Genomic DNA, 20,878 nt, shown 5'->3' on the forward strand with positions numbered 1-20,878 from the left:
CAACCCGAAATTGCGCAGCGCTTTCCATGCGCCACGCAAGCCCGTCAGGCGTGGTGGAGGGGGCGAAGTCTCAGGCATCGCGTGCGAATGCTACGCCGGGGCGCTGCCTGCACGAAATCAACTTGAACCGGTTTTGAACCAGTTGCAACCCATGGGGCGGAAGGCAAGCAATCCCGCGGGCCTCACCCAAGACCCTGTCACCCACCGCAAGGAGTTCATCATGCAAGTCGTTCGCAAAGCTTCCGTCCTCGTCGCTCTCGGTCTCGCCTGCGCTGCCTCCATGGCCGGCGAAATCGTGGGTTCCACCGTGATTTCCAACGGCTCGACCAACACCGCCTCCGGCTTCCTGGCAACGGCGCGCCAGAACATCGGCGTGGCGGAGCAGAACGGCAAGATCACCAACAGCACCGTGATCGCCACCAACGCCAGCAACAGCGCCTCCGGCTTCCTGTCGACGGCCAACCAGAGCGTCGGCCGCGCCACGCAGAACGGCGAGATCAAGAACAGCACGGTCATCGGCACCAACCTGACCAACGCCGCATCAGGCTTCCTCAGCACGGCCAACCAGGAAGTGGGTTTTGCCAAGGGCAACGGCAAGGTGGAGAACTCGACGGTGATCGCCAACGGCGCCACCAACCGCGCCTCCGGCTTCCTGTCCACCGCCAACCAGCAGATCGGCGGCGCGCAAGGCAATGGCGTGCTCCGGAACTCGACGGTGATCGCCACGAACTCGTCCAACACCGCGAGCGGCTTCCTCTCCACCGCCGAGCAAAGCATCGGCGTTGCCAAGTAAGTCTTGTACTGCCCTTCCCCATTCAGGGAGACACCCGACCCGCCCGCGCACTCGCGCCGGCGGGTTTTTCTTTTGCGCCTCGAGCACTGTTCCGGTCCATCGACTCTCTGGAAATTTTTTTCAACGCAACCGAGAAATCGTTTGAACCGATTCCGAACTCGCCGCAACCCATTGAGCGGGAAGGCAAGCAATTCCGCAAGCCCCACCTCAACCCTGTCACCACATCGAGGAGTTCATCATGCAAGTCGTTCGCAAAGCTTCCGTCTTCGTCGCTCTGGGTCTCGCCTTCGGTGCCTGCATGGCCGGCGAAATCACGGGCTCGACCGTGCTGTCCAACGGTGCCAACAACAGCGCGTCTGGCTTCCTGTCCAGCTCGAAGCAGAACATCGGCGTGGCCGAGCAAAACGCCAAGATCACCAACAGCACCGTGATCTCCACCAACGCCAACAACAGCGCTTCGGGCTTCCTGTCCTCGGCCAACCAGAGCGTCGGTCGCGCCACGCAGAACGGCCAGATCAAGAACAGCACGGTCATCGGCACCAACCTGAACAACCGCGCTTCGGGCTTCCTCAGCTCGGCCAACCAGGAAGTGGGTTTCGCCAAGAACAACGGCAAGGTGGAGAATTCGACCGTGATCGCCAATGGCGCCAACAACACGGCCAGCGGCTTCCTGTCCTCGGCGAACCAGCAACTCGGCGGCGCGCAAGGCAATGGCGTGCTGAAGAACTCGACGGTGATCGCGACCGGCTCGAACAACTCGGCCAGCGGCTTCCTGTCCAGCTCCGACCAGGCCGTTGGCGTTGCCAAGTAAGTTGCTGCAGCCTGCTTCGTTCAGGCCTCACCCCGAACCCGCCCGCGCACCCGCGCCGGCGGGTTTTTTCATGGGCTTCGAAAAGTGTGCCTGCACACGAAATTTCGTTTGAACCGTTCGGCCGCGCGCGGCAACCCATGGAACGGAAGGCAAGTCATCGACGTCCTACCGCCAGCGCGCATCCCGGCACTGGCAACCCTTTCCAGCCAGGAGCCCCGCCATGAACGCCACCCTCGTCCGCGCCACCCGCATCAGCTTCATTGCCGCCCGCATCGTCTTCGCCGCCAGCTCCCTGGGCAGCGGCGCCCATGCATTCGCCGGGCAGGAGTTGCTTGGCGTCGATGCCAACTTCCGCGCGCGGATCGCCAAGGAGAAGATCCGCATCGCCGCGCAGGAGCGAAAGGCCGACGAGCAGGAACGCAAGCTCGGCGTGCAGCCGGGCACCTCCGACCAGTCCAGCTGCGGCAGCCAGAGCATCGGCAACGTCGACACCGGCGGGCGCATCGGCGCCGCACCGCGCGAAGTGTTCGTGTTCGCACCCAATGCCATCAACATCGTCGGCCGCGGCAGCTGCCGCTAACAGCCCCAAGTCCTTGCACAACGGAGCAGTCATGAACTCGACCCCCATCGCGCGCTGCCTTGCCCTTGCCGCTGTTGCGGCACTCGCGACCGGCTGCCAGACGCTTGAAGTCAAGAAGCCGACGGTCGAGCAGACCCAGGAAGTCCGCAAGGGCCCTGAAAGCCGGCCCCAGCGCTCGATCACGGGCTTTTCGCAGGCGCTGCGTTGCATGGACACGCTGCTGCTGGACTACGGCGTGCGCGACGTGACCATGCTCACCGAGGAAATCACCGACGAGACCAAGAAGCTCAACGCCGGAACGCGCGACATGCTGATCACCTCGGTGTCGGACCTGTCGCGCCGCAGCCGCGCGGTGCGGCTGGTGGCCTTCGGCAAGGACACGCTGAACGTCGTCACCTTCCTGGCCTCGGCCCAGAGCGCGTCGGCCTACCAGGCGATCCCGCTGTACGACATCAAGGGCTCCGTCTCCCAGTTCGACGAGAACCTGATCAAGAACCAGAAGGACATGGGCTTCGGCATCTTCCCCTACCTCAACCTGGGCGTCGCCAAGGATGCCGCCTCCAGCATGCTGGCCCTGGACCTGAGCGTGATGACCACCAGCGACATGGCCGTGCTGCCCGGCGTGACCTCGCGCAACTCGGTGGTGATCCTCAAGCAGGGCAGCGGCTTCGATGGCGATGCCGCGTATCACAAGTTCGGCATCAACTACAGCATGGCCCTGGCGCGCTCCGAGGGACAGTCGCAGGCGCTGCGCGGTCTGGTCGAGCTGGCGGCGGTCGAACTCGTCGGCAAGCTGACCAAGACCCCTTACTGGACCTGCCTGGGCGTGACCGACCCCAAGGCGAACGACGAAACGCGCCTGGAGATGTTCGACTGGTACCACTCGATGGCCGCGACGCGCATCGAGCTGATCGCCTATTTCCAGAACCAGCTGCGCCGCCGCGGCTTCTACGACGGCCCGATCGACGGCGAGTTCAATCCAGCCATCGACGAGGCCATCGCCAACTACCGCGCGGCGCTGGGCCTGAGCCGGGAGGCCGTGCTCAACGAGGACTTCTTCTACGCCTTCCTGGCCGCCGACCACACGAAGATCCCGCGACCGGCGCAGCCGGCTCGCTTCGCAGGGCCGGCCCAGGTGGCGGCGGCCGCGCCAGCGCCTGCGGCGGCGGCACCCACGGCCACCGCAACTGCGGCGGCGGCGCCAGCCACTGCCGGCCCCGCGGCACCGGCGGCCACGCCGCTGAAGTTGACGCTAGCGACCTCGAAGCAGCAGACGCGCTTTGCCCGCGGGGAGCCGATCAATCTCTCGCTCGCGCCGTCCCAGGACGCGCATGTCTACTGCTACCTGCAGGACGAGGACGCCAAGGTGGTCCGCTTCTTCCCCAACCGCTTTGCCCGCGACTCGCGTATCGCCGCGTCCCAGACGCTCGCACTGCCCGGCGACATGCGCTTCCAGCTCTCGATGAATTCGAAGGGCGGCTCCGAGACCATCGCCTGCTTCGCGACGCCCCGTGACGTGGTGGCTTCGCTGCCGCAGGCCCTGGTGGGCACCGACTTCGAACCCTTGCCCGGCGCCTCGCTCGATGTGATCCGCGCCGCCTTCGTCAAAGCCAGCGGCGGCACGCTCGCCCAGGAGAACCTCCGTGTACAAGCCAAATGAATCCCGACCCGCCCATGCGAAGCGCCTGGGCCTGCGCCTGGCCGCCGTGACCGGGCTCGGCCTGGCCGCCGGCGTCCTCGTGCTGCTGCAACTGCCCCAGGGCGCCACCGCAGGTGTCGCCACCGGTGTCGACGACCGAGTCGCGCCGCGGGTGGCACCTCAGAACCCCGCACCTGGCCAGAAGTCGCAGGGCACCTACCAATTGCGCTGCTGGCAATACGGCCGATTGCTTTTCGACGAGGGCCCGGTCACGCTGAGCCCCGAGACACGCCAGGGCGCCAGGCTGGTGGCCTTCGACCGGCACGGGGGCACGCTGATCGTCTCCGACGCCGGTTGGACCACCTGCCTGGCGCGGCCCTCGCCGCCGCCTCCCAACCTCGCGCTGCCCCGCTGAGGGCCGCGCCGCAAAACCAGGAGATGCGCCATGAAATGCTTCTCTCGCGTGCCGGCCACCGGCTGCGCCGTGGCCCTGGCCGCCGCCCTTTGCGGACCGGCCCAGGCAGCCACCGAAACCCGCCACGTCGCCGATTTCGACGAAGTCGTGTTCGCCCTCGCCGGCGAAGTGAGCATCGAGCAGGGCAGCCGCGAGACGCTGACTGTCGAGGCCGAGCCGGCGGTGCTGCGCAAGATCACGACCGAGATTCGCGATCGGCGCCTGTTTATCGGAATGGCGCCAGGCCGCATCGAAACCCAGGAGCCCATCCGGATGAAGCTGGGCGTGCAGAACCTGCGCGCCTTCGAATCGCGCACCGCCGGCGTGATCCGCATCGGGGCGCTGCGCTGCGACACGCTCGCCCTGGTGCTGGCCGGCGGCGGTGCGATGCGCCTCGACCGCCTGGACAACGCGCGCAGCCTGGACGTGCGCATCAGCGGCGCGGGCGACATCGCGGTCGCCGGGGGCAAGGTCGCGGTGCAGCAGCTGGCCATCACCGGCTCGGGCAACTACGTCGCCCCCGGCCTGGCCAGCGAGCGCGCCGAGGTGGCCATCGACGGAAGCGGCGACGTGCAGCTTGCCGCCAGCACCGCCCTGGCGGTGCGCATCGGCGGCGTCGGCCATGTGCGCTACCGCGGCGACCCGTCGGTGACGCGTTCCATCCGCGGCATCGGTTCGGTCGAGAAAGATTGAACCGGCCGGGCGACTCGCGCAACCCATGGCTACCGACGACCTCAACGCCAATGCCAACGCCAACGCCCAAGGAGTTCGACATGTTCCGCTACCTCAGCACCCTCGTCCTCGCGCTTGCCGCGGCCCTGCTCGCCCCCCAGGTGAAGGCCGAGAAAGTGCTCATCTACCGCGAAGGCCAGGTCGTGGACCCGCAGGACGTGGCGGACGTGCTCGGCAGGACGCGCGGCATCCGCCTGCTCGATGACGCGCCCGCAGCCATTCCGGCGAAGGCCACCGCCCCCGCGCCGGTGTCGATGGCCAAGGTCGCGGCGCGCCCTCCCCGGCCTGCGCCTCCCCCGGCGACCGAGCCTGCGCGCCCCTCGCGGCCCGCGCCGGTGGCACCCGAAGACACGGTCGCCGACGCATCGGCCCTGTCCCTGCCGGTGCGCTTCGCCTTCGACTCCACCGAGATCCTTCCAGCCGCACGCACACAGCTCGACGCGCTGGCAGAAGGCATCAAGCTGCTGCCGCCGGGAAGCATCGTCACCGTCGAGGGCCATACCGATGCCGTCGGCAGCGATGAGTACAACCTGCAGCTGTCGCGCGGCCGCGCCCGTGCGGTGACCGACTACCTGGTGCTCTACCACGGCCTGGACCGCGCGCATCTGAAGACGGTCGGCTACGGCAAAGGCCATCCGCTCGAAGGCGCCAACCCCAACGCCGCGGTGAACCGCCGGGTGCAGTTCCACGGTGCCTGAGCCGATGCCGCCCTGCCCCGGGGCGGCGCCCTCCTCTTGTGCCACCGCCGAGCAGCGCCGAGAATGGGACGCGATCGCCGGTGGAGAGCTTCACACTGTGTCGAAACCTGTTTCTCTCCCCTCGCCGGTGCGCAGCATCTTCTCCTGCCGCCGCCGCCTGATTGCCAGCCTCGGCCTCGCACCGGTGGTCCTGAGCGGCATCTGCACCGCGCAGACCCAGCCGAAGGCCGAAGCGCCCAGGCAACGCCGGATCGCACTCGTGATCGGCAATGGCCGCTACCCCGAGATGCCGCTGAACAACCCGGAGCACGACGCCCGGCTGGTCGCACGGACCTTGCGCGGCCTGGACTTCGAAGTCGGCGAGTACCTCAATCTCAGCGCCCGTGACTTCAAGCGCGTGCTGCGGGAATTTGCAAAGCGGATGGACGACGACCAGGTCGCCTCGGTCTTCTACTACGCCGGCCACGGGGTGCAGATCGGCGGTCGCAACTACCTGCTGCCGGTCGACATCGCGCTGCGCGACGAGGCCGAGGTGCGCGACGAGGCCATCGACGTCCAGGAGGCACTGCTCTCGCATGTCGACCGGGTGCGGCCGCGCGCGCGCATCTTCATCATCGACGCCTGCCGCAACGACCCCTTCGCCGCGCGCAAGGGCGCGGGGCGCAACGTCAACGGCCTGGCCGAGATGGCCGCGCCCGGTGCCCTCATCGCCTTTTCCGCCGCCCCCGGCGGGGTCGCCGAGGACGGCCCCCTGGGCGGCAACAGCGTCTACACGCGTCACCTCGCGACCGAGCTGCGTTCGGTGGGCGTCGAGGTCGAGGACATGATGAAGTCGGTGCGCATCAAGGTGCTGCGCGACACCGCGCAGCGCCAGATCCCCTGGGTCAACACCTCGATGGTGGTGAACTTCATGTTCAACCCCGGCGCGACCCCGGCGACGGCCCTGGCGGGGCCGAAGCGCAGCCTGCAACTGCTGGTGCAGGCGCAGCGCAGCCTGAACACCGATGCGCGCAACGCCTCGGCCTCGCTGGCACTGCGGGTCTATGTGCTGCGCGATGCCAGCGGCTTCGAGAAAGCCAGTTTCGACAGCCTCTACGACGACGACGAGGCCACGCTGGGCGCCAACGTGCTGGTTCGCGAGAGCCTGCACCTGCGTCCCGGCGAAGCACGCGAGCTCGCCCTGGAGCTGAGCAGCGACGCACGCGCCGTGGCCGTGTTCGGTGCCTTCCGGGAGATCGAGCATTCGCAGTGGCGCGCCACCCTGCCCTTGCCCGCTGGTAGCCTGGCGCCGCGCGCACGCATCGACGCACAGGCACGCCAGGTGCAGATGGGGTGGGCGCGGTGAAACAGCCCGACGGCGGATCGGAGGATGTCGGAGAACCGGCCGCGGCCCGAGCGCTGCGCGTCCAGGTGCTTCCCCTGGTCGCATTGATGGCAGGCCTGCGGGACGCGACGCCGGCCGACCCGGCTGCATTGCGCCGCACGCTGGCCGCCGCGGTGAACCGCTTCGAGGCGGATGCACGCGCGGCCGGCATCGACGAGCCCACCGTCGCGGCCGCGAGCTACGTGCTGTGCGCCTGGGGCGACGAGCAGTTCGCCGCTGCGCCCTGGGGTGGCGCGGAAGGCGCCGGGCTGCTGCAGCGATTCCACGGCGAAGCCCCTGGCAGCGGCAAGCTGCTGCGCCTGCTGGCCCGGCTGGCCGAGAAGCCGCAGGAGCACCGCACGCTGCTGGAGCTGTTCCACACCTGCCTGAGCCTGGGGATGTGCACGCGCACGGCCTTCGACATTCGCGAGCACGAAACCCTGCGCACGCGCGTGTACCTCGCGCTGCAGCAGGTGGCACCGGTTCCGCCGCTGGTGGCCCGCTGGCAGTGCGCCGCAGCCGCTGCCAGGCTGCCACGGGCGCCGCGTCTGGCATTGCCCGCGGTGCTGCTGATGGGCGTGCTCGCGGTGGCTGTCTACAGCGCCACGCAGCTGCATCTGGCGGCCCGGGTCGATGGCGTGCTGGCGTCCCTCCAGCAAGTCGTGCCCGTCGGCACCGCCAGGGCGACCCCGGCGGCGGATACGCCGGCGCCGCCACCCAGGCTGGCCTCGAAGCTGCGCGAGGACATCGATGCCGGGCGCCTGCTGGTCCGCGACGAAGCGCTGCGCAGCGTCGTCGTGCTCGATGCCGACGCGCTGGGCAGCGCCACCGCCCCGCTGAAGCGCGTAGGCGCCGCCTTGGCCGAGGTGCCGGGCAAGGTCCTCGTCGTCGGCTACACCGACGGCAGCGATCCCCCGACGGCCCGCACGCCATCCGCCTGGCACCAGGCCATGGAATGGTCGCGCGGCACCGCCGACATCCTGCGGCCGAAGCTGGGGGACGCCCGGCTGGCGGTCGAGGCCCGCGTCGAGCCCACGGCCGGCAAGCCGCTGCGCCGGGTCGAGATCGTCCTGTTCCCGCAATGAAGGTGCCAACCCGCTTCGTGCAGGGCGCCGTGAACCTCGGCGCGGCAGCCGCCCTGCTGTGGTTCGCGGCGCCCCTGCTCGTGGTGCGCGGCTGGCATCCCTTCGACGACCTGCGCGCACGCGGGGCCCTGCTGGTGCTGGCCGTGCTCCTGCTGGTGGGCCAACGCTGGCTGCGGGTGCTGCTGGCCCGGCGGCGCAACGAGCGACTGCTCCAGAGCCTGGAGTCCGGCGATGGCAACTCCGAACTGGGCGAGCGCTTCCGCCAGGCGCTCGCGATGCTGCGCAAGGGGGTGAAGACGCGGGCGAAGCAACGCTGGTGGCAAGGCCGCCGGCAGGTGCAGCAGCTGCCCTGGTACCTGATCATCGGCGCGCCGGGAGGCGGCAAGACCACCGCGCTGCTGCATTCAGGCCTGCGCTTTCCGCTGGCCGAGGCGCTCGGGCGCGACCCCATCGTGGGCGCCGGCGGCACGCGCCAATGCGACTGGTGGTTCAGCCAGGACGCCGTGTTCATCGACACGGCAGGCCGCTACACGACGCAGGACAGCGACGCCACGGCCGACGCCCGCGAATGGCAGCAGTTCCTCGCGCTGCTGCGCCGGCACCGGCCGGTGCAGCCGGTCAACGGCGTGCTCGTGGCCGTCAGCGTGCCCGATCTCCTGCAAGGCGGCACCGAACTCGCCCGCCAGGCGGATGCGGTCGCGGCACGGCTGGAGGAGCTGCGCCGCGTCCTCGGGCTCGCCTTCCCGATCTACCTGCTGGTCACCAAGGCCGACCTGCTGGCCGGCTTCGTGGAAACCTTCGGCGACCTCGATGCCGGGCAGCGCGAGCAGCTGTGGGGCCTGGTGTTCGATGCCGATGCCACCGGCATTCCGCCCGAGCTCGGGACCGGCCTGGCCGACCTGTCGCAGCGCGTCGCGCGGCGCAGCCGCGATGCGCTGCAGAACGAGCGCACGGCGCGACGCCGCCTGCCGCTCTACACCTTCGCGGCCCAGTTCGTCGCCCTGCTTCCTCCGCTCACCGCCTTCGTGCGCAAGGCCTTCGCTGGCATTGCCGCACAACCGGCGCAGCAGCTGCGCGCGATCGCGCTGACCAGTGGCACGCAGGAAGGCAATCCGATCGACCGGGTGATCGGCGAACTCGCACGCCTGCACGACCTGGCCCTCAAGCCCCTGCCGCGGCCCGACGCCGGTGGCAAGTCCTTCTTCCTGAACTCGGTGCTCAAGCGCCTGGTCATCCCCGAGGCGCCGCTGGCAGGCCAGCGCCTGCAGCGCCTGCGCTCGCGCCGGCGCGCCGCCATGGCCGTTGCAAGCCTTGCCGGCGTGGCGCTGCTGGGCGCCTGCGCCCTGTGGTGGCAGAGCTACCAGCGCAACCTGGACTACGTCGATGCGGTGCGCTCGCGCGTCGAGCAGTTGAGCCAGCGCATCGGCTCGCTGGAATCGGCCAGCCTGGAGCAGGTGCTGCCCCTGTATTCGCTCCTGGAACGCCTGGCCGCGAACGACGGCATCGATCCGCAGCAGCCGCCTGCCGGTTTCGGCTTCGGGCTGTTCCAGGGGCCGCGGTTGGCGCGCTCGGCGGAACAGGCCTACCGGGAGATGCTCGACCGAAGCCTGGCGCCGCTGCTCGTCGCACGTCTGCAGCGCGACCTGCGCGAGGGCGACGACAGCGCCATGCGCTACGAGGCATTGCGCGCTTCCCTGATGCTCGCCGAGCCCTCGCGGCTGGTGCGCGGCGAGTTGCAGCCCTGGGTGACCCAGGCGCTGGTGCAGGCCAGCGGCGCCGGCGAGCGCGAGGAATGGTCGCGCCACGCGGCAACCCTGCTCGAGCGCAGCGGCCTGCCCGAGGCGATGCGCCCGGACGATGCCGGGGTGCAGGCCGCGCGCAGCGCCCTTGCCGCGGTGCCGCTGGCGCAGCGCGTGCACGAGCGACTGCTGCGCCGCGTTGCCGACGCCGAGCCGCGGCAGGACCTGCCGGCGCGCCTGGGCGCGACCGGCGCGCTCGCATTCGCGGCGTCGGGCGCCGGCCCGATGCCGGAGCATTCGAGCGCCGGCGACTGGCGGCGCAAGCTGCTGACGGCGCTCGATGCCACCATGGACGAACTGGCGAACGAGGCGGACTGGGTGCTGGGCGACATCGGCAGCGACGTGCGCCGCCTGCAGAAGGACCGCGCCTGGCGCGACGAGATCGCCGCACAGGTCGGCAAGCGCCATGCGCAGCGGGTGATCGACGCCTGGTCGCGCCAGCTCGACGCGCTGGAGCTGGCGCCCGGCACCGATGCGCAGGGTGCTTCGCGCCAGGCCACGGAACTGACGGCGCCCGACTCGCCGCTGCGCCGTCTCTTCACGCTGCTGGCCGACGAGTTCAGCGCGACGCCCCAGGGCGCCAGCCCGGCCGAGGGCGCCTTCAACGACCTGCTGCGTGCGCGCTTCGGTGCCCTGGGCGACTACGCAGCAGGCGCCGGGCCGCAGGCACTGGACCGCCTTCACGCCCTGTCCAGCGGCAAGCGCGACGAGGCCGCCAATGCCGAACTGGACGCGACCTTGCGTGCAGAGGCAGCCCGCGCGCCCGCCGCGCTGCGCAAGGTCTACGTCGGCCTCGGCAGCTCGATCCGCTCGCGCGGCGGCGCCAAGCCCGGTTTCGAACAGGCCCTGGCGGAACTCGCGCAGACCTGCAGCGCCCTGACGCGCGAGCGCTTTCCCCTCGGCTCGGCCGCGTCACGCGACATGGCGCCCTCCGACTTCGCGCGGCTGTTCGGGCCGGGCGGCCTGTTCGACGAATTCAGGCGCAGCCAGCTCGGTGAACGCGTCGACACCTCCAGCCGTCCGTGGAAGCTGCGCGGCACGCCCGCCGATGCCAGCCTTCCCGCCGCCTTCGAGCAGGCGGCGGCCATCGGCACCCTGTTCTTTCCCGGCGGTGCGCCCATGCCGGAACTCAGGCTGCGCATCACGCCCCGGCGCATGGATGCCGACCTGCTGCAGTTCAGCATCGATGTCGACGGCCAGCTGCTGCGCTTCGAGAACGGCCCGCCGCGCGCCAAGGAGCTGGCGTGGCCAGGGCCGGCCTCGACCCAGAAGGTGCTGATGCGCATCCTGCCGCCCGGCCCCTCCGGCGTGGGCGCCGAGGTCCACGAAGGACCGTTCGCGTGGCTTCGGGTGCTGCTGCGTGCCGACTGGAAGGGCGAGCACGGGGCGCCGGCGCGCCTGAGCCTGGTCGTCGACAAGCGCACCCTGGAGGTCGACGCAAGTGCCGCCGGCGCGCCCGAAGCCGATATCTGGACCCTGCGGGAACTGGCGCGCTTTCGCTGCCCGCAAGCAACATGGTGAACTCGCCGGCCCGATCCGTCTGCTGGTGGGGCAAGCTGCCCACGCGCGGGGACTTCGTCGGCCGCGGCCTGCCGCCGCGCTGGCGCAGCGACTGGGACGACTGGCTGCAGCGCGGCCTCGCACTGGCCGCGGCCACGCTGGACCCACCTGCGCTGCGCGAGCGACTGCGCGGCTTCGCACCGTGGCGCTACTTGGCGCTGCCGACACCTGGCGAGTTGTGGTGCGGCATCGTCGTGCCTTCGCAGGACCGGGTCGGACGCGCGTTTCCGCTCACGCTGGCCGAACGGCTCGCAGCTTCCGGGCCGCCGCATGAGATCGCCGCGCGGCTCGCTTCGCTGCTGGACGCCGCAGCACAGGGTCCCGAGGCGCTCGAGACTGCAATCGCCCAGCTGCCGCCGCATGCCGCGCGTGAAGCTCTGGCGGACCAGGCCTGGCCACCGCTGCCGGCCAGCGCCTGGTGGCCACTCGCTGCCACGATCGACTTCCCGGCCCGGGTCGCGGCCTGGCCGCCGGAGCCGGCCCTGCTGCTCGAAGTGCTCGGCATTCAGGCCGCCGCGCACCAGACCGCGAGCGCCGAATAGTTGTCCTGGTCGCTGAGGGCGGCCTGGCGGACTTCCGCATCGAGGCGGTCGATCCAGGCGTGGGGGCCGCCGCAGCCCGCCACGCTGCGGGCCATCGCAAGCTCGTCGACGGCCAGCCACAGGCCGTCGCTGCACAGCAGAAGCACGTCGCCGGAGTCCAGCACCTGGGGCGTCTGCAGGACCTCGAAGTCGAAGCCCTCGGGCGAGCCGAGCGCCGAGGTCAACTGACCGGAGACCTCGGCCGGCGCACTCAGCCCGGCGTCGAGCAGGCGCTGCTCCAGGCTCTGGTCACGCGTGCGCCCGAGCAGGCGGTCGTCATGCCAGCGGTAGAGGCGCGAGTCGCCAACGTGAGCCCACAGCGCCGTGCCGCTGTGAAGATCGAGCAGCAGCACGACGATGGTGGTGCGCATGTCGGCCGTCTGCGTGCCGGCAAGCTGCTGCGCGACCACCGCCTCGTTGGCGCCATGGACCAGTCCCTGCAGCGCTTCCAGGCTGACTTCGGGCCGGGGCGCGAAGCTCTCGAGCACGTGCGTCACGGCGGCGCGCGACGCCGTCTGGCCACCGCCATGCCCGCCCGCGCCATCGCACAGCACTGCGACGAGAAAGCCTGCGCCTACCCAGTAGCCGAATGCATCCTCGTTGCACGCGCGCCGACCGGGCTCGGACAGCGCGGCGAGCGACACGGTCAGCGCACGGTCGGCCACTGGGCCTCCGGCGACGCAGGGTCCGGGTCGGCGCGCGACTGGGCTTCGTAGGCGCGCAGGAATTCCCGGCCGAAGATGGCCTCGAAGTCGTCGTCCAGGTGCTCGAGCAACTGGGCGTGCTGCATGCGGTGGCGGTTCCAGAGGGCCACGGCGCGGAGCAGGGGCAGGCGCGCGGCGCCGTAGGCCGGCCCCTCCGCGTTCTCCGCGGCTTCGGGCCCCAGCCTGGAGAAGAGCTCGAACACGGCCGCGCGCATGCCGGCCACCATCGCCACCTGGTGCACCAGCAGGTCATGGTGGGCGTCTTTCAAGGCCGCCACCGGGTCCAGGAAGCCGGGGCTGGGCTCGCGCTGGAGCATGCGGGTCAGCGCCTCGGTGGCGTCCGGGGAGAACTTCAGCGGGTTGTTCTGGCGCGGATTGATGTGGGTGCCTTCGGCGCGCATCTGGCGCTTGGCGACCGCGCGGCTTTGCAGCAGCGCCAGCGTGCCTTCGGCCGTGGCCCGCAGCAAGGCACCCAGGTGCTCCATCCCTTCGGGCGTGAGCGGCGCCACGTCGGCTCCCAGGCGGGCGCCGCGGCCGAAGGCTGCAGCCAGTTCCTGCAACTGCGGGGCAAGAGGCGCTGTCGAGGTGGTCGAAGCAACAGTGGAAGGCTTGGGCCGCACGAGCGGCACGGTCGGAACTTCGGACTGCGCGCGTGGCGGTGCCGGCGCCACCAAAGGCGCACTGGGCGCACTGGGCGCACTAGGCGCGACAGGCGCGACAGGCGCGATAGGCGCCACCGGCGCGCCGGTGCGCACCACGTGCAGGCTCGTCTGCCAGGACACCACCGCACTGGCTTCCTCCGCTTCGTGGGCATGCGCGAGCGCCGGCAGCGGGGATTGTTCGGCGAGCGGATCGGGTACGCCTTCCAGGTCGAACCACCGGTCCAGGCGCGAGCGTCGCATGGCCGTCGCCGCCACGGGCTCCACGGCGAGTTCGAAGCCGCCGATGCGCAGACGGTCACCCACCAGCAGCACGCCTTCGCCGCCCGGGTCCATCTGCATGCCGTTCACCCACAGGGGGGCGCTGCCGCTGATGCAGCGCACGCGCACGTCCGTGCCGGACGCAAACACCTCCGCATGCCGGCGCGACACCAGGCGCAGCGGATCGGACAGCACCACGGTGCAATCGGCCGCCCGGCCGATGGTGAGGCCTTCGGGCGGCATGGGGAGCGCCGTTTCGTCGGGTTCGGTGGCGCCGGGCCGGCGCGTGATACGCAGCGCGATCACGGTGCGCTCGTGTTCAGCCGAGGGCCCGCCACAGGTCGGCCTGCACGCGGTGGGCGTCCATGCTCGGCGTGAGCTGCCCGAGCACGCTGGCCACGAATTCCTCGCGGGTCTGCGACTTCGCCGCACAGCGCCTGGCGACGACCCGCGCGATCGGACCCAGCGAGGACAGGAGCGCGGCTGCGGCCTTGTCGACATCGCCCTCGCGCAGCGGCGCTCCCAGCGGCACCTGGGTGGACCCCGGCGCCGCCTGGAAATGCGTGGCGGTGGCTGGAGACGCGGCACCGGTGCGCGGCGCGCCACCCGCCGTGGCCAGGAATCGCTCACGCGCGTCGAAGTCCACGATCGCGCCGGCCACGGCCTGTCGCACTGCCGCCAGCGAAGTCAATCCGCGCGCACTGCGCCGCACCAGCACGCGTGCCACCGGGCCCACATGCTGGGCGAGCTCGCGCTCGACCTCCGCCAGCGCGGCGCTGTCCCATCCGGTGGGCACCGGCACGGAGGGCGGGCTGGTGGCGGGCAGCGGCTTCGAGGGCGTGGGCGGCGTTGCGGAGCTGCCGCGTTCCCTGGCAACAGGCGGCGAAGCCTCCTGGCCTTCGAGCCGAGGCGCAAGCACGATGCTCGCGGGAAGCACCTCCGGCAGGGCCTGCGTGGCCAGTGCAAGCAGTTCGGTCCGCATCGCCATCGCAGTCGGATAGCGCTGCGCCGGATCCTTGGCCAACGCCCGGTCGAGCACCCGGTCGAAAGGCTCCAGCGCGGGGTCGCCGGTCACCTGGCTCAGCGGCTTGTGCGGCTCGTAGACGATCTTGTACATGATCGCGTCGTCCGTGCCGACGAAGGGCGTCGCTCCGCTGAGCATCTGGTAGAGCAGCACGCCGGCGGAGAACACGTCGACGCGCCGGTCGACATCGCTGTCGGTGTACTGCTCGGGGGCGATGTAGCCGGGCGAGCCGATGACGCAGCTGCCCCGGGTCAGGTTCGACGACTCGGTGCGCGCGATGCCGAAGTCGGTGATCTTCAGGCTGCCGTCGTCGGCGATCAGCAGGTTCGCCGGCTTGATGTCACGGTGCACCACGCCGCGCTCGTGGGCGTAGTGCAGGCCGTCGAGCAGCTGCGCCATCAGGCACAGCACCTGCGGCACCTCGAGCTTGCGCGGTGCCTGGATGTAGTCGCGCAGGTTGCGCCCCGCGACGTACGCCATGACGATGTAGGCGCAGTCACTGTCTTCCCCGAACTGATAGACCGGGACGATGTTGCGGTGTGTCAGGCGCCCTGCCGCCTTGGCCTCCACCCGGAAGCGCGCCGCCACGCTGGGGTCGTTGTCGCTGGTTTCGAGCAGGCGGCGGTGGATGGTCTTGATTGCCACCGGGCGGTCGATGTCCGGGTCGTGCGCCAGGTACACCATGCCCATCGCACCCGAGCCGATCACCCCGCGGATCGGGTACGGACCGACTTGCTGTGGGATGGCGGCGGGCATGGGTGGGTCGGGCTCAGGCCTCGAGCATCTTGATGGCGTGATCCAGGCTGTGGCGCATGCGCGCAAACGACTGGGCCAATGTTCCGATCTCGTCACGTCCGCCAGAGGCGAACTCCGGCACGTCGGTCTCGCCCAGGCTGACGCGGTTGGCCAGCTTCGACAGCTTCGTCACGGGCCGGATGACCAGCAGGTAGAGCATCAGGTTCAGCACGATGCCGATGGCCGCGAAGATGCCGATGAGCGATCCCATGAAGACCTTGAAGGCCCGCTCGGCGCGCGCCAGCGGCACCGCCATGGGCACCGACACCACCTGGGCACCGATCACCTCGTTGAGCTGCCAGCCGAAGCCGTTGGCCTGGCCGTACTTGTCGATCAGGGTGCGGGGCGCCGCCTCGACGGTGCTGTGGCAGGCCAGGCAGGCGGCGTTCGTGATGCGCAGCGGCCGTGCGATGTAGAGCGAGCGGCCGGTGCCCGCCTCGCGCTCGCCCACGAGTTCCTTCTGGTCCTCCTGGTTGCGAAAGCGGTTCACGATGTCGGCTTCCCAGTCGGCAGCCCGGTCGCGCGGGTTGGTCGGGTTCAGGGTCGCTTCCTTGTAGGCGTAGTCCGGGAAGCTCTTGGCCAGGGTCGCCAGCACCTCGGTGGCCGAATAGGCCGGGACCGTCTGCGGCAGGAAGGTGTACTTCATCTGCGTCTCGAGCAAGGGGCGGATCTGCTCGTTGGTGTAGCTGCGCACGGCCACCGCCTTCTCCATGGTCAGGCGCGCATGGTTGAGCACTTCCTCCTTGGCGTTCTTCTGCAGCAGGTCATAGGAGATCTTGCCCGCGCCGAGCACGCCGGCAACGAAGACCACCAGGAAGATCAGGTTGAACTTGAACAATAGGCGCATGGGGTTCTCCAGTCCTGTCCGTCTGTTTCCCTGAGTTGCGGCAAGACGCGCGCCGGTTCACTTCGTTTCGGGGTCGGCGCTGCTTTTCGCTGCCGCAGCGGCAGCAGCAGCTGCCTTGGCCGCCTGTCGCGCTGCCTCGCGCGCGCGACGGCGCTCCGCCTCCAGGGCCAGCTTGCGGGCATAGCCCTCGGGGTCCGCAACCTGCTCCCATTCGGGGTGCTGCGCCAGGTCGGCCTTCGCCCCCGCGCGGAAGTTCAGGTCCGCTGCGCGGGCCTTCCACAGCGGCAGCAGCGGCAGGCGCAGCGCCGGTTCGGTGCGCAGCCAGTCGGCCACGTCGGCATAGTCGATCTCGCCCAGCGCCTTGGGTGCGGCATTTCGCCTGGCAAACTGCTCGCCGCGCGCCGGCAGCCGGTCGCGGAACTGGCGTGGCACCCGGGCCAGGAATTCGGGCGTGGCGCGCCGCGCGACCGTCGGGGTTGTGCCTTCGCGCCTCTGCGCAAAATCGCCGGCCGCCAGTTGCGAGACGGTTGGGGCGCCGTCTCGCAGCGTCAGCCTGGCGCTGCCGCTTTCGATGAAGATCTCGTACTGGGCGCCCTTCGTGTAGACCACGGTGCTGGCGGCCTGTGTCGCGATCTCGAAGCCGGGGCTGGTGTAGCCGAAGGTGCCACCGCCCGTGGTCTTGAGCCATCCCTGGAGCAGGTAGAGCGACGGCGGTGCCATTCCCTTGCCGACGCGGGGGCGAAGCATCAGGCGCGTCGATTCACCCATGCCGACAAGAACACCCCCGGGGAGCTCGAGCTGGACGAAGGCGCCGGGCGTGGTCTCGATGATGTCCTGATCGTTCAGCGCCACACTCTCGGCGAGCGCATAGCGCGTGGTCTGGCGGATCAGGGTGGCACTGCCCTCGACGATGCCGACGAAACCGCCGGACTGCGCCCACGCCAGCGTCGACGCGAACAGGGTCGCGAGGCACAGCAGGAAAGACCCGAACGATCGCTTTGTGAGCCGCAAGACGTTACTCCGCTGGCACCTGGCATCATCTAAATCCGGTCGTCGGCCAAAGCGGCGACGGCATGGATGTTACGCCGGTGGGTCCCCATGATGCGCTAGGGCACTTGGAATTCCTTCCCCCTGCGAAAGTAGGCGATGCTCGAGCAAAAGTCAGGTGCGACGGCGGCTTCGAGTACTGGAGATCATCCAAACGGCCAGTCCTGCAGCAACGCCTGCCACGGGTCGGGGCCTACCCTTGCGCCACAGTCTGGCCCCAATGACAAAGTTGCGTCGCGAAGTGCTCCTCGGACAAGCCTGCAGGGTCTGCTAGCTGGCCGAAGCGCGGCGATAGAACATCAGCGAGCCCGCCAGCGCCAGCATCGCGGCGCCGCAGGTTCTGTCCAGCCACATCACGGTGCGGCGCCGCAGCAGCCGCACCGCCCGGGCGCCGACCAGCGCATAGGCCAGCATCACACCGAAATCGAGCAGCGCGAACACGATGCCGATCGCCAGGTACTGGGGCCACTGGGCCGCCGAGGGGTCGATGAACTGCGGCAGCAGTGCCGAGCAGAACAGGTAGCCCTTGGGGTTGGTGACCGCGACCAGGAAGCTCTTGGCCATGACCCGGGCCGCCGCGCTTTCTACCATGGCGTCGGCCGTCGGCAGCTCGAGCGAGCCGGTGGAGCGCAGCATGCGCCAGCCGATCCAGGCCAGGTACGCGGCGCCCACCCACTTGAGCACCGAGAACCAGAACTCCGAGGCCGCCAGCAAGGCGCCCAGGCCCAGGGCCACCGCGCCGACCAGCACGAAGTCGGACAGCACCGCGCCCAGCATGCCGGGCAGCGAGCGCCGCACGCCGAAGCGCGAGCCGTTGGACAAGGCCAGCAGCACGGTCGGCCCGGGCGTGGCGATGGCCACCAGGGCCACGACGGCAAAGAGCGCGAGCGTGGTGGCGCTGAGCGCGCCTTCGAAAGTCTGCAGGATCTCCATGGCTTGCCAGTTCCCTTGTCAGTTGCGCAGCGGCAGCACCACGCCGATGCCGATGAAGATGCCGCCGCACACCTGGTTGAAGCGCCGCCCCACCCGGCGCAGCCAGGGGCTGATGCGGTGCGCCATGCTGGCGATGAGGAACTCGGTCGCGATCTCGATGAAGGCGAAGGTGCCGGCCATGATCGCGAACTGCAGCAGCAGGCTGCGCGCCGGATCGATGAACTGCGGCAGGAAGGCCGCGAAGAACAGCACCGCCTTGGGGTTGGTCAGCGCCGACAGCGCACCCTGCCCCGCCATCGACGCGCCGCTGCGCGCGGGGGCCTGCACCTGCGGGTCCACGCCCAGCGGCGGCGCACGCCACACCTGGATGCCCAGCCACACCAGGTAGGCGCCGCCCAGCACCTTGAGCACCGTGAGCCACACCAGTGAGGTCTTCAGCAGCGCGCCGATGCCGAACATCGACAGCGCGATCACGACGACGAAGCCCGCCGCACCGCCGAAGATGGTGAACATGGCCTTGCGACGCCCGTGCATGGCGCCATGCGTGAGGGCCAGCAGGCCGTTGGGCCCGGGCGAAAGCGACAGGCCGATGGTGGCGAGGAAGTAGACGAGCCAGGTGCCGGTGTTCATGGTGAGGGGCGCATCGCAGAAGAGGCGAAGCCGGCGTTGTACCTCATTGCCCGCCACCCCGCATTCGCAGGCCCGGCCGGCTCGTTCCTAGCGCGTCTGGACGAACTCAGCGAGCTTCTCCAGGCTCGATCGAAGGCCCGCCTGATGGTCTTCCTCCCGGATGCCCGGCGGCACGTTCTCGCAGCGCACGGTGACAAGCGTGTGCGCTGCGCCGTCGGGCTCGAAGGTCCAGGTGATGCGCATCTCGCCGGCGAAGGCCGCGTCCTCGCTGTCGAAGACGACGTTTTGCACGATGCGTCGGTCCTGCTGCAGCGTGGAGAAACGAACCTGCACCTCGTCGGCATCCTGCGATGTCTTGCCGGGCGTGTGATGGGGCGCCTCGTAGACCAGCCGCAGGCGATAGCCGCCGCCTTCGCGGAAGTCGAAGGCCAGCATCTCGCCGCGCATGCCTTCCGGCGGCAGCCAGGCCTGCATCGTTTGCGCCGACGCGAAGGCGGCGTACACCGCGGCCGGCGGCGCGCGCATCCGCAGTTCGGCGCTGTCAATTCGCGGCGGCATGGCCGGTGGCCTCCTCGTCCCGGGGCACGAAGACCATCTGCGTCTTCGGGTTCAGGTCCATCAGGCCGGCGTAGCGGCCCCAGGCGATCATGGTCTCGAAGGTCCTGTCGGGGTTGTCGTAGGGCAAGGCGGTGGCGATGTCCTTCACGATGCGCTCCGCCTCCACCTCCTCGTGCTCGGCCAGCAGCGCCAGGATGATGTGGAAGAGGCGAAGCTTGTCCACCTGCTGCGCGAAGATCTGCCGCTGCCCTTCCCTGTCCGCCACCACGAAGCGCCGGCCCAGCTCGGTGAGCAGCACGTCGTGCTTGGGCGTGTCCACCAGGTCCAGGATGTCCGCCGCCTTGACGATGGAGATGGTCTCGCCGAAGTCGGTGCCGATCTCGTCGGAGATCTCGTAGATGTTCGACAGTTCGGGCGAGTCGTGCAGGATCTTCATCAGGCCCAGGATCTGCGCCACTGGCACGTAGGGAATGGACTCCATGCGCGTGTGCGCCCGCGAGATGGGCTGCCCTGCGGCGGGCGGCGGCTCGGGCGGCAGGTCGGGCAGCGTCATGGTGGTGATGCACTCGTGGATGATGCCCACCAGCCGCTGGAACTCCGAGCTCTTCGTATCGCGCGGGTAGGGCAACGGAATCTCCAGCACCAGCCCCAGGCGCCCCGGATGCGGGAAGAGCACGACCACGCGCGTGGCCATCTCCACCGCCTCCTCGATGTTGTGCGTCACCATGAAGATGGAGCTGAGCTCGTGCTCCCTGGAGCGCCACAGCGCGATCAGTTCCTGGCGCAGGTTCTCCGCCGTGAGCACGTCCAGCGCGCTGAAGGCCTCGTCCAGGCACAGCAGGCGCGGCTGCGACACCAGCGCCCGCGCCATGCCCACGCGCTGGCGCATGCCGCCGGACAGCTCGCGCGGATAGGCCGCGTGGTAATTGCCCAGGCCGATCAGGTCGATGGCGCGTTCCACCGCCGAGTCGCGTTCGGCCCGGCTCATGCGGCGCGACATCAGGCCCACGGCCACGTTCTGCGCCACCGTGAGCCAGGGGTACAGCGCGAAGGTCTGGAACACGATGGAGGCATCGCTGTTCACACCCGCCAGCGGCTTGCCCGAGGCGAGCACTCGGCCGGCGGTGGGCTCCACCAGCCCCGTGAGGCAGCGCAGGATGGTGGACTTGCCCGAGCCCGACTGTCCCAGCAGCGCGAGCAGTTCGCCCTCGTGCACCGACAGGTCGATGTCGTCCAGCACCTTGAGCTCGTGCCCGCCCGCGGTGCGGTAGGACTTGGAGACGGCCTTCAGTTCGGCGATGGGTGGCGTGTCGTTCATGGGAGTG

The 20,878-nt window shown here is 69.8% G+C and carries 20 protein-coding genes; 11 read left to right on the forward strand and 9 right to left on the reverse strand.

What is annotated here, in order from left to right:
• Positions 1-220: 220 nt before the first annotated feature.
• The 11 genes from BM345_RS13635 to tagF all read left to right on the forward strand — a co-directional run bounded on the left by BM345_RS13635 (position 221) and on the right by tagF (position 12,056).
• Positions 221-793: a hypothetical protein gene (locus BM345_RS13635; RefSeq protein ID WP_139237513.1), complete on the forward strand. Its 573-nt coding sequence runs from the start codon at positions 221-223 to the stop codon at positions 791-793.
• A gap of 238 nt (positions 794-1,031) precedes the next feature.
• Positions 1,032-1,604, forward strand: coding sequence for a hypothetical protein (locus tag BM345_RS13640; RefSeq protein WP_093380296.1), 573 nt, complete (start codon positions 1,032-1,034; stop codon positions 1,602-1,604).
• Between the two features lie 220 nt (positions 1,605-1,824).
• Positions 1,825-2,184 (forward strand): hypothetical protein, encoded by a 360-nt coding sequence (locus tag BM345_RS29705; protein WP_139237514.1) that lies wholly within the window; start codon positions 1,825-1,827, stop codon positions 2,182-2,184.
• A 31-nt stretch (positions 2,185-2,215) separates the two neighbouring features.
• The gene (locus BM345_RS13645; protein ID WP_139237515.1) at positions 2,216-3,844 is read left to right on the forward strand and encodes a DUF4384 domain-containing protein; all 1,629 of its coding nucleotides are present in this window, start codon (positions 2,216-2,218) and stop codon (positions 3,842-3,844) included.
• Positions 3,828-4,238: a hypothetical protein gene (locus BM345_RS13650; protein ID WP_093380299.1), complete on the forward strand. Its 411-nt coding sequence runs from the start codon at positions 3,828-3,830 to the stop codon at positions 4,236-4,238. The genes BM345_RS13645 and BM345_RS13650 overlap by 17 nt, the downstream gene beginning before the upstream one ends.
• A gap of 30 nt (positions 4,239-4,268) precedes the next feature.
• A complete protein-coding gene (locus BM345_RS13655) occupies positions 4,269-4,970 on the forward strand; it encodes a head GIN domain-containing protein (protein ID WP_093380301.1) in 702 nt (233 codons plus the stop codon).
• 80 nt (positions 4,971-5,050) lie between these two features.
• On the forward strand, positions 5,051-5,707 hold the full coding sequence (locus tag BM345_RS13660; protein ID WP_139237516.1) for an OmpA family protein: 657 nt from the start codon (positions 5,051-5,053) through the stop codon (positions 5,705-5,707).
• Positions 5,708-5,834: 127 nt separating this feature from the next.
• The gene (gene tssJ, locus BM345_RS13665) at positions 5,835-7,052 is read left to right on the forward strand and encodes a type VI secretion system lipoprotein TssJ (RefSeq protein ID WP_175545002.1); all 1,218 of its coding nucleotides are present in this window, start codon (positions 5,835-5,837) and stop codon (positions 7,050-7,052) included.
• Between the two features lie 65 nt (positions 7,053-7,117).
• Positions 7,118-8,155, forward strand: a complete 1,038-nt coding sequence (locus BM345_RS13670; RefSeq protein ID WP_302847551.1) for a DotU/TssL family secretion system protein — start codon at positions 7,118-7,120, stop codon at positions 8,153-8,155.
• Positions 8,152-11,475, forward strand: a complete 3,324-nt coding sequence (gene tssM, locus BM345_RS13675) for a type VI secretion system membrane subunit TssM (RefSeq protein WP_175545003.1) — start codon at positions 8,152-8,154, stop codon at positions 11,473-11,475. The genes BM345_RS13670 and tssM overlap by 4 nt, the downstream gene beginning before the upstream one ends.
• A complete protein-coding gene (gene tagF / locus BM345_RS13680; protein WP_093380309.1) occupies positions 11,469-12,056 on the forward strand; it encodes a type VI secretion system-associated protein TagF in 588 nt (195 codons plus the stop codon). Before tssM ends, tagF begins: the two co-directional genes overlap by 7 nt.
• Here the strand turns inward: tagF and BM345_RS13685 are convergent.
• From BM345_RS13685 to BM345_RS13725, 9 genes are all read right to left on the reverse strand, one after another.
• The gene (locus tag BM345_RS13685; protein ID WP_175545004.1) at positions 12,020-12,760 is read right to left on the reverse strand and encodes a PP2C family protein-serine/threonine phosphatase; all 741 of its coding nucleotides are present in this window, start codon (positions 12,758-12,760) and stop codon (positions 12,020-12,022) included. The two genes, tagF and BM345_RS13685, sit on opposite strands and share 37 nt — an antisense overlap.
• Entirely contained in the window at positions 12,742-14,025 is a 1,284-nt protein-coding gene (gene tagH, locus BM345_RS13690) for a type VI secretion system-associated FHA domain protein TagH (protein WP_175545005.1), read from the reverse strand. The genes BM345_RS13685 and tagH overlap by 19 nt, the downstream gene beginning before the upstream one ends.
• A gap of 13 nt (positions 14,026-14,038) precedes the next feature.
• On the reverse strand, positions 14,039-15,499 hold the full coding sequence (locus BM345_RS13695; RefSeq protein ID WP_093380314.1) for a serine/threonine-protein kinase: 1,461 nt from the start codon (positions 15,497-15,499) through the stop codon (positions 14,039-14,041).
• A gap of 13 nt (positions 15,500-15,512) precedes the next feature.
• Positions 15,513-16,385: a Tll0287-like domain-containing protein gene (locus BM345_RS13700; RefSeq protein ID WP_093380315.1), complete on the reverse strand. Its 873-nt coding sequence runs from the start codon at positions 16,383-16,385 to the stop codon at positions 15,513-15,515.
• A gap of 57 nt (positions 16,386-16,442) precedes the next feature.
• The gene (locus BM345_RS13705) at positions 16,443-17,396 is read right to left on the reverse strand and encodes a FecR family protein (protein ID WP_093380317.1); all 954 of its coding nucleotides are present in this window, start codon (positions 17,394-17,396) and stop codon (positions 16,443-16,445) included.
• A 306-nt stretch (positions 17,397-17,702) separates the two neighbouring features.
• A complete protein-coding gene (locus BM345_RS13710) occupies positions 17,703-18,365 on the reverse strand; it encodes a LysE family translocator (RefSeq protein ID WP_093380318.1) in 663 nt (220 codons plus the stop codon).
• A gap of 18 nt (positions 18,366-18,383) precedes the next feature.
• On the reverse strand, positions 18,384-18,995 hold the full coding sequence (locus BM345_RS13715) for a LysE family translocator (protein WP_093380320.1): 612 nt from the start codon (positions 18,993-18,995) through the stop codon (positions 18,384-18,386).
• A gap of 87 nt (positions 18,996-19,082) precedes the next feature.
• Complete coding sequence (locus BM345_RS13720; protein WP_093380321.1) at positions 19,083-19,553, reverse strand: SRPBCC domain-containing protein; 471 nt, start codon at positions 19,551-19,553, stop codon at positions 19,083-19,085.
• The gene (locus BM345_RS13725; protein WP_093380323.1) at positions 19,537-20,871 is read right to left on the reverse strand and encodes an ABC transporter ATP-binding protein; all 1,335 of its coding nucleotides are present in this window, start codon (positions 20,869-20,871) and stop codon (positions 19,537-19,539) included. Before BM345_RS13725 ends, BM345_RS13720 begins: the two co-directional genes overlap by 17 nt.
• Between the last annotated feature and the right edge of the window lie 7 nt (positions 20,872-20,878).

Origin of the sequence: Variovorax sp. OV329 (assembly GCF_900114785.1) — a bacterium.
Classification (GTDB): Bacteria; Pseudomonadota; Gammaproteobacteria; order Burkholderiales; family Burkholderiaceae_C; genus Variovorax.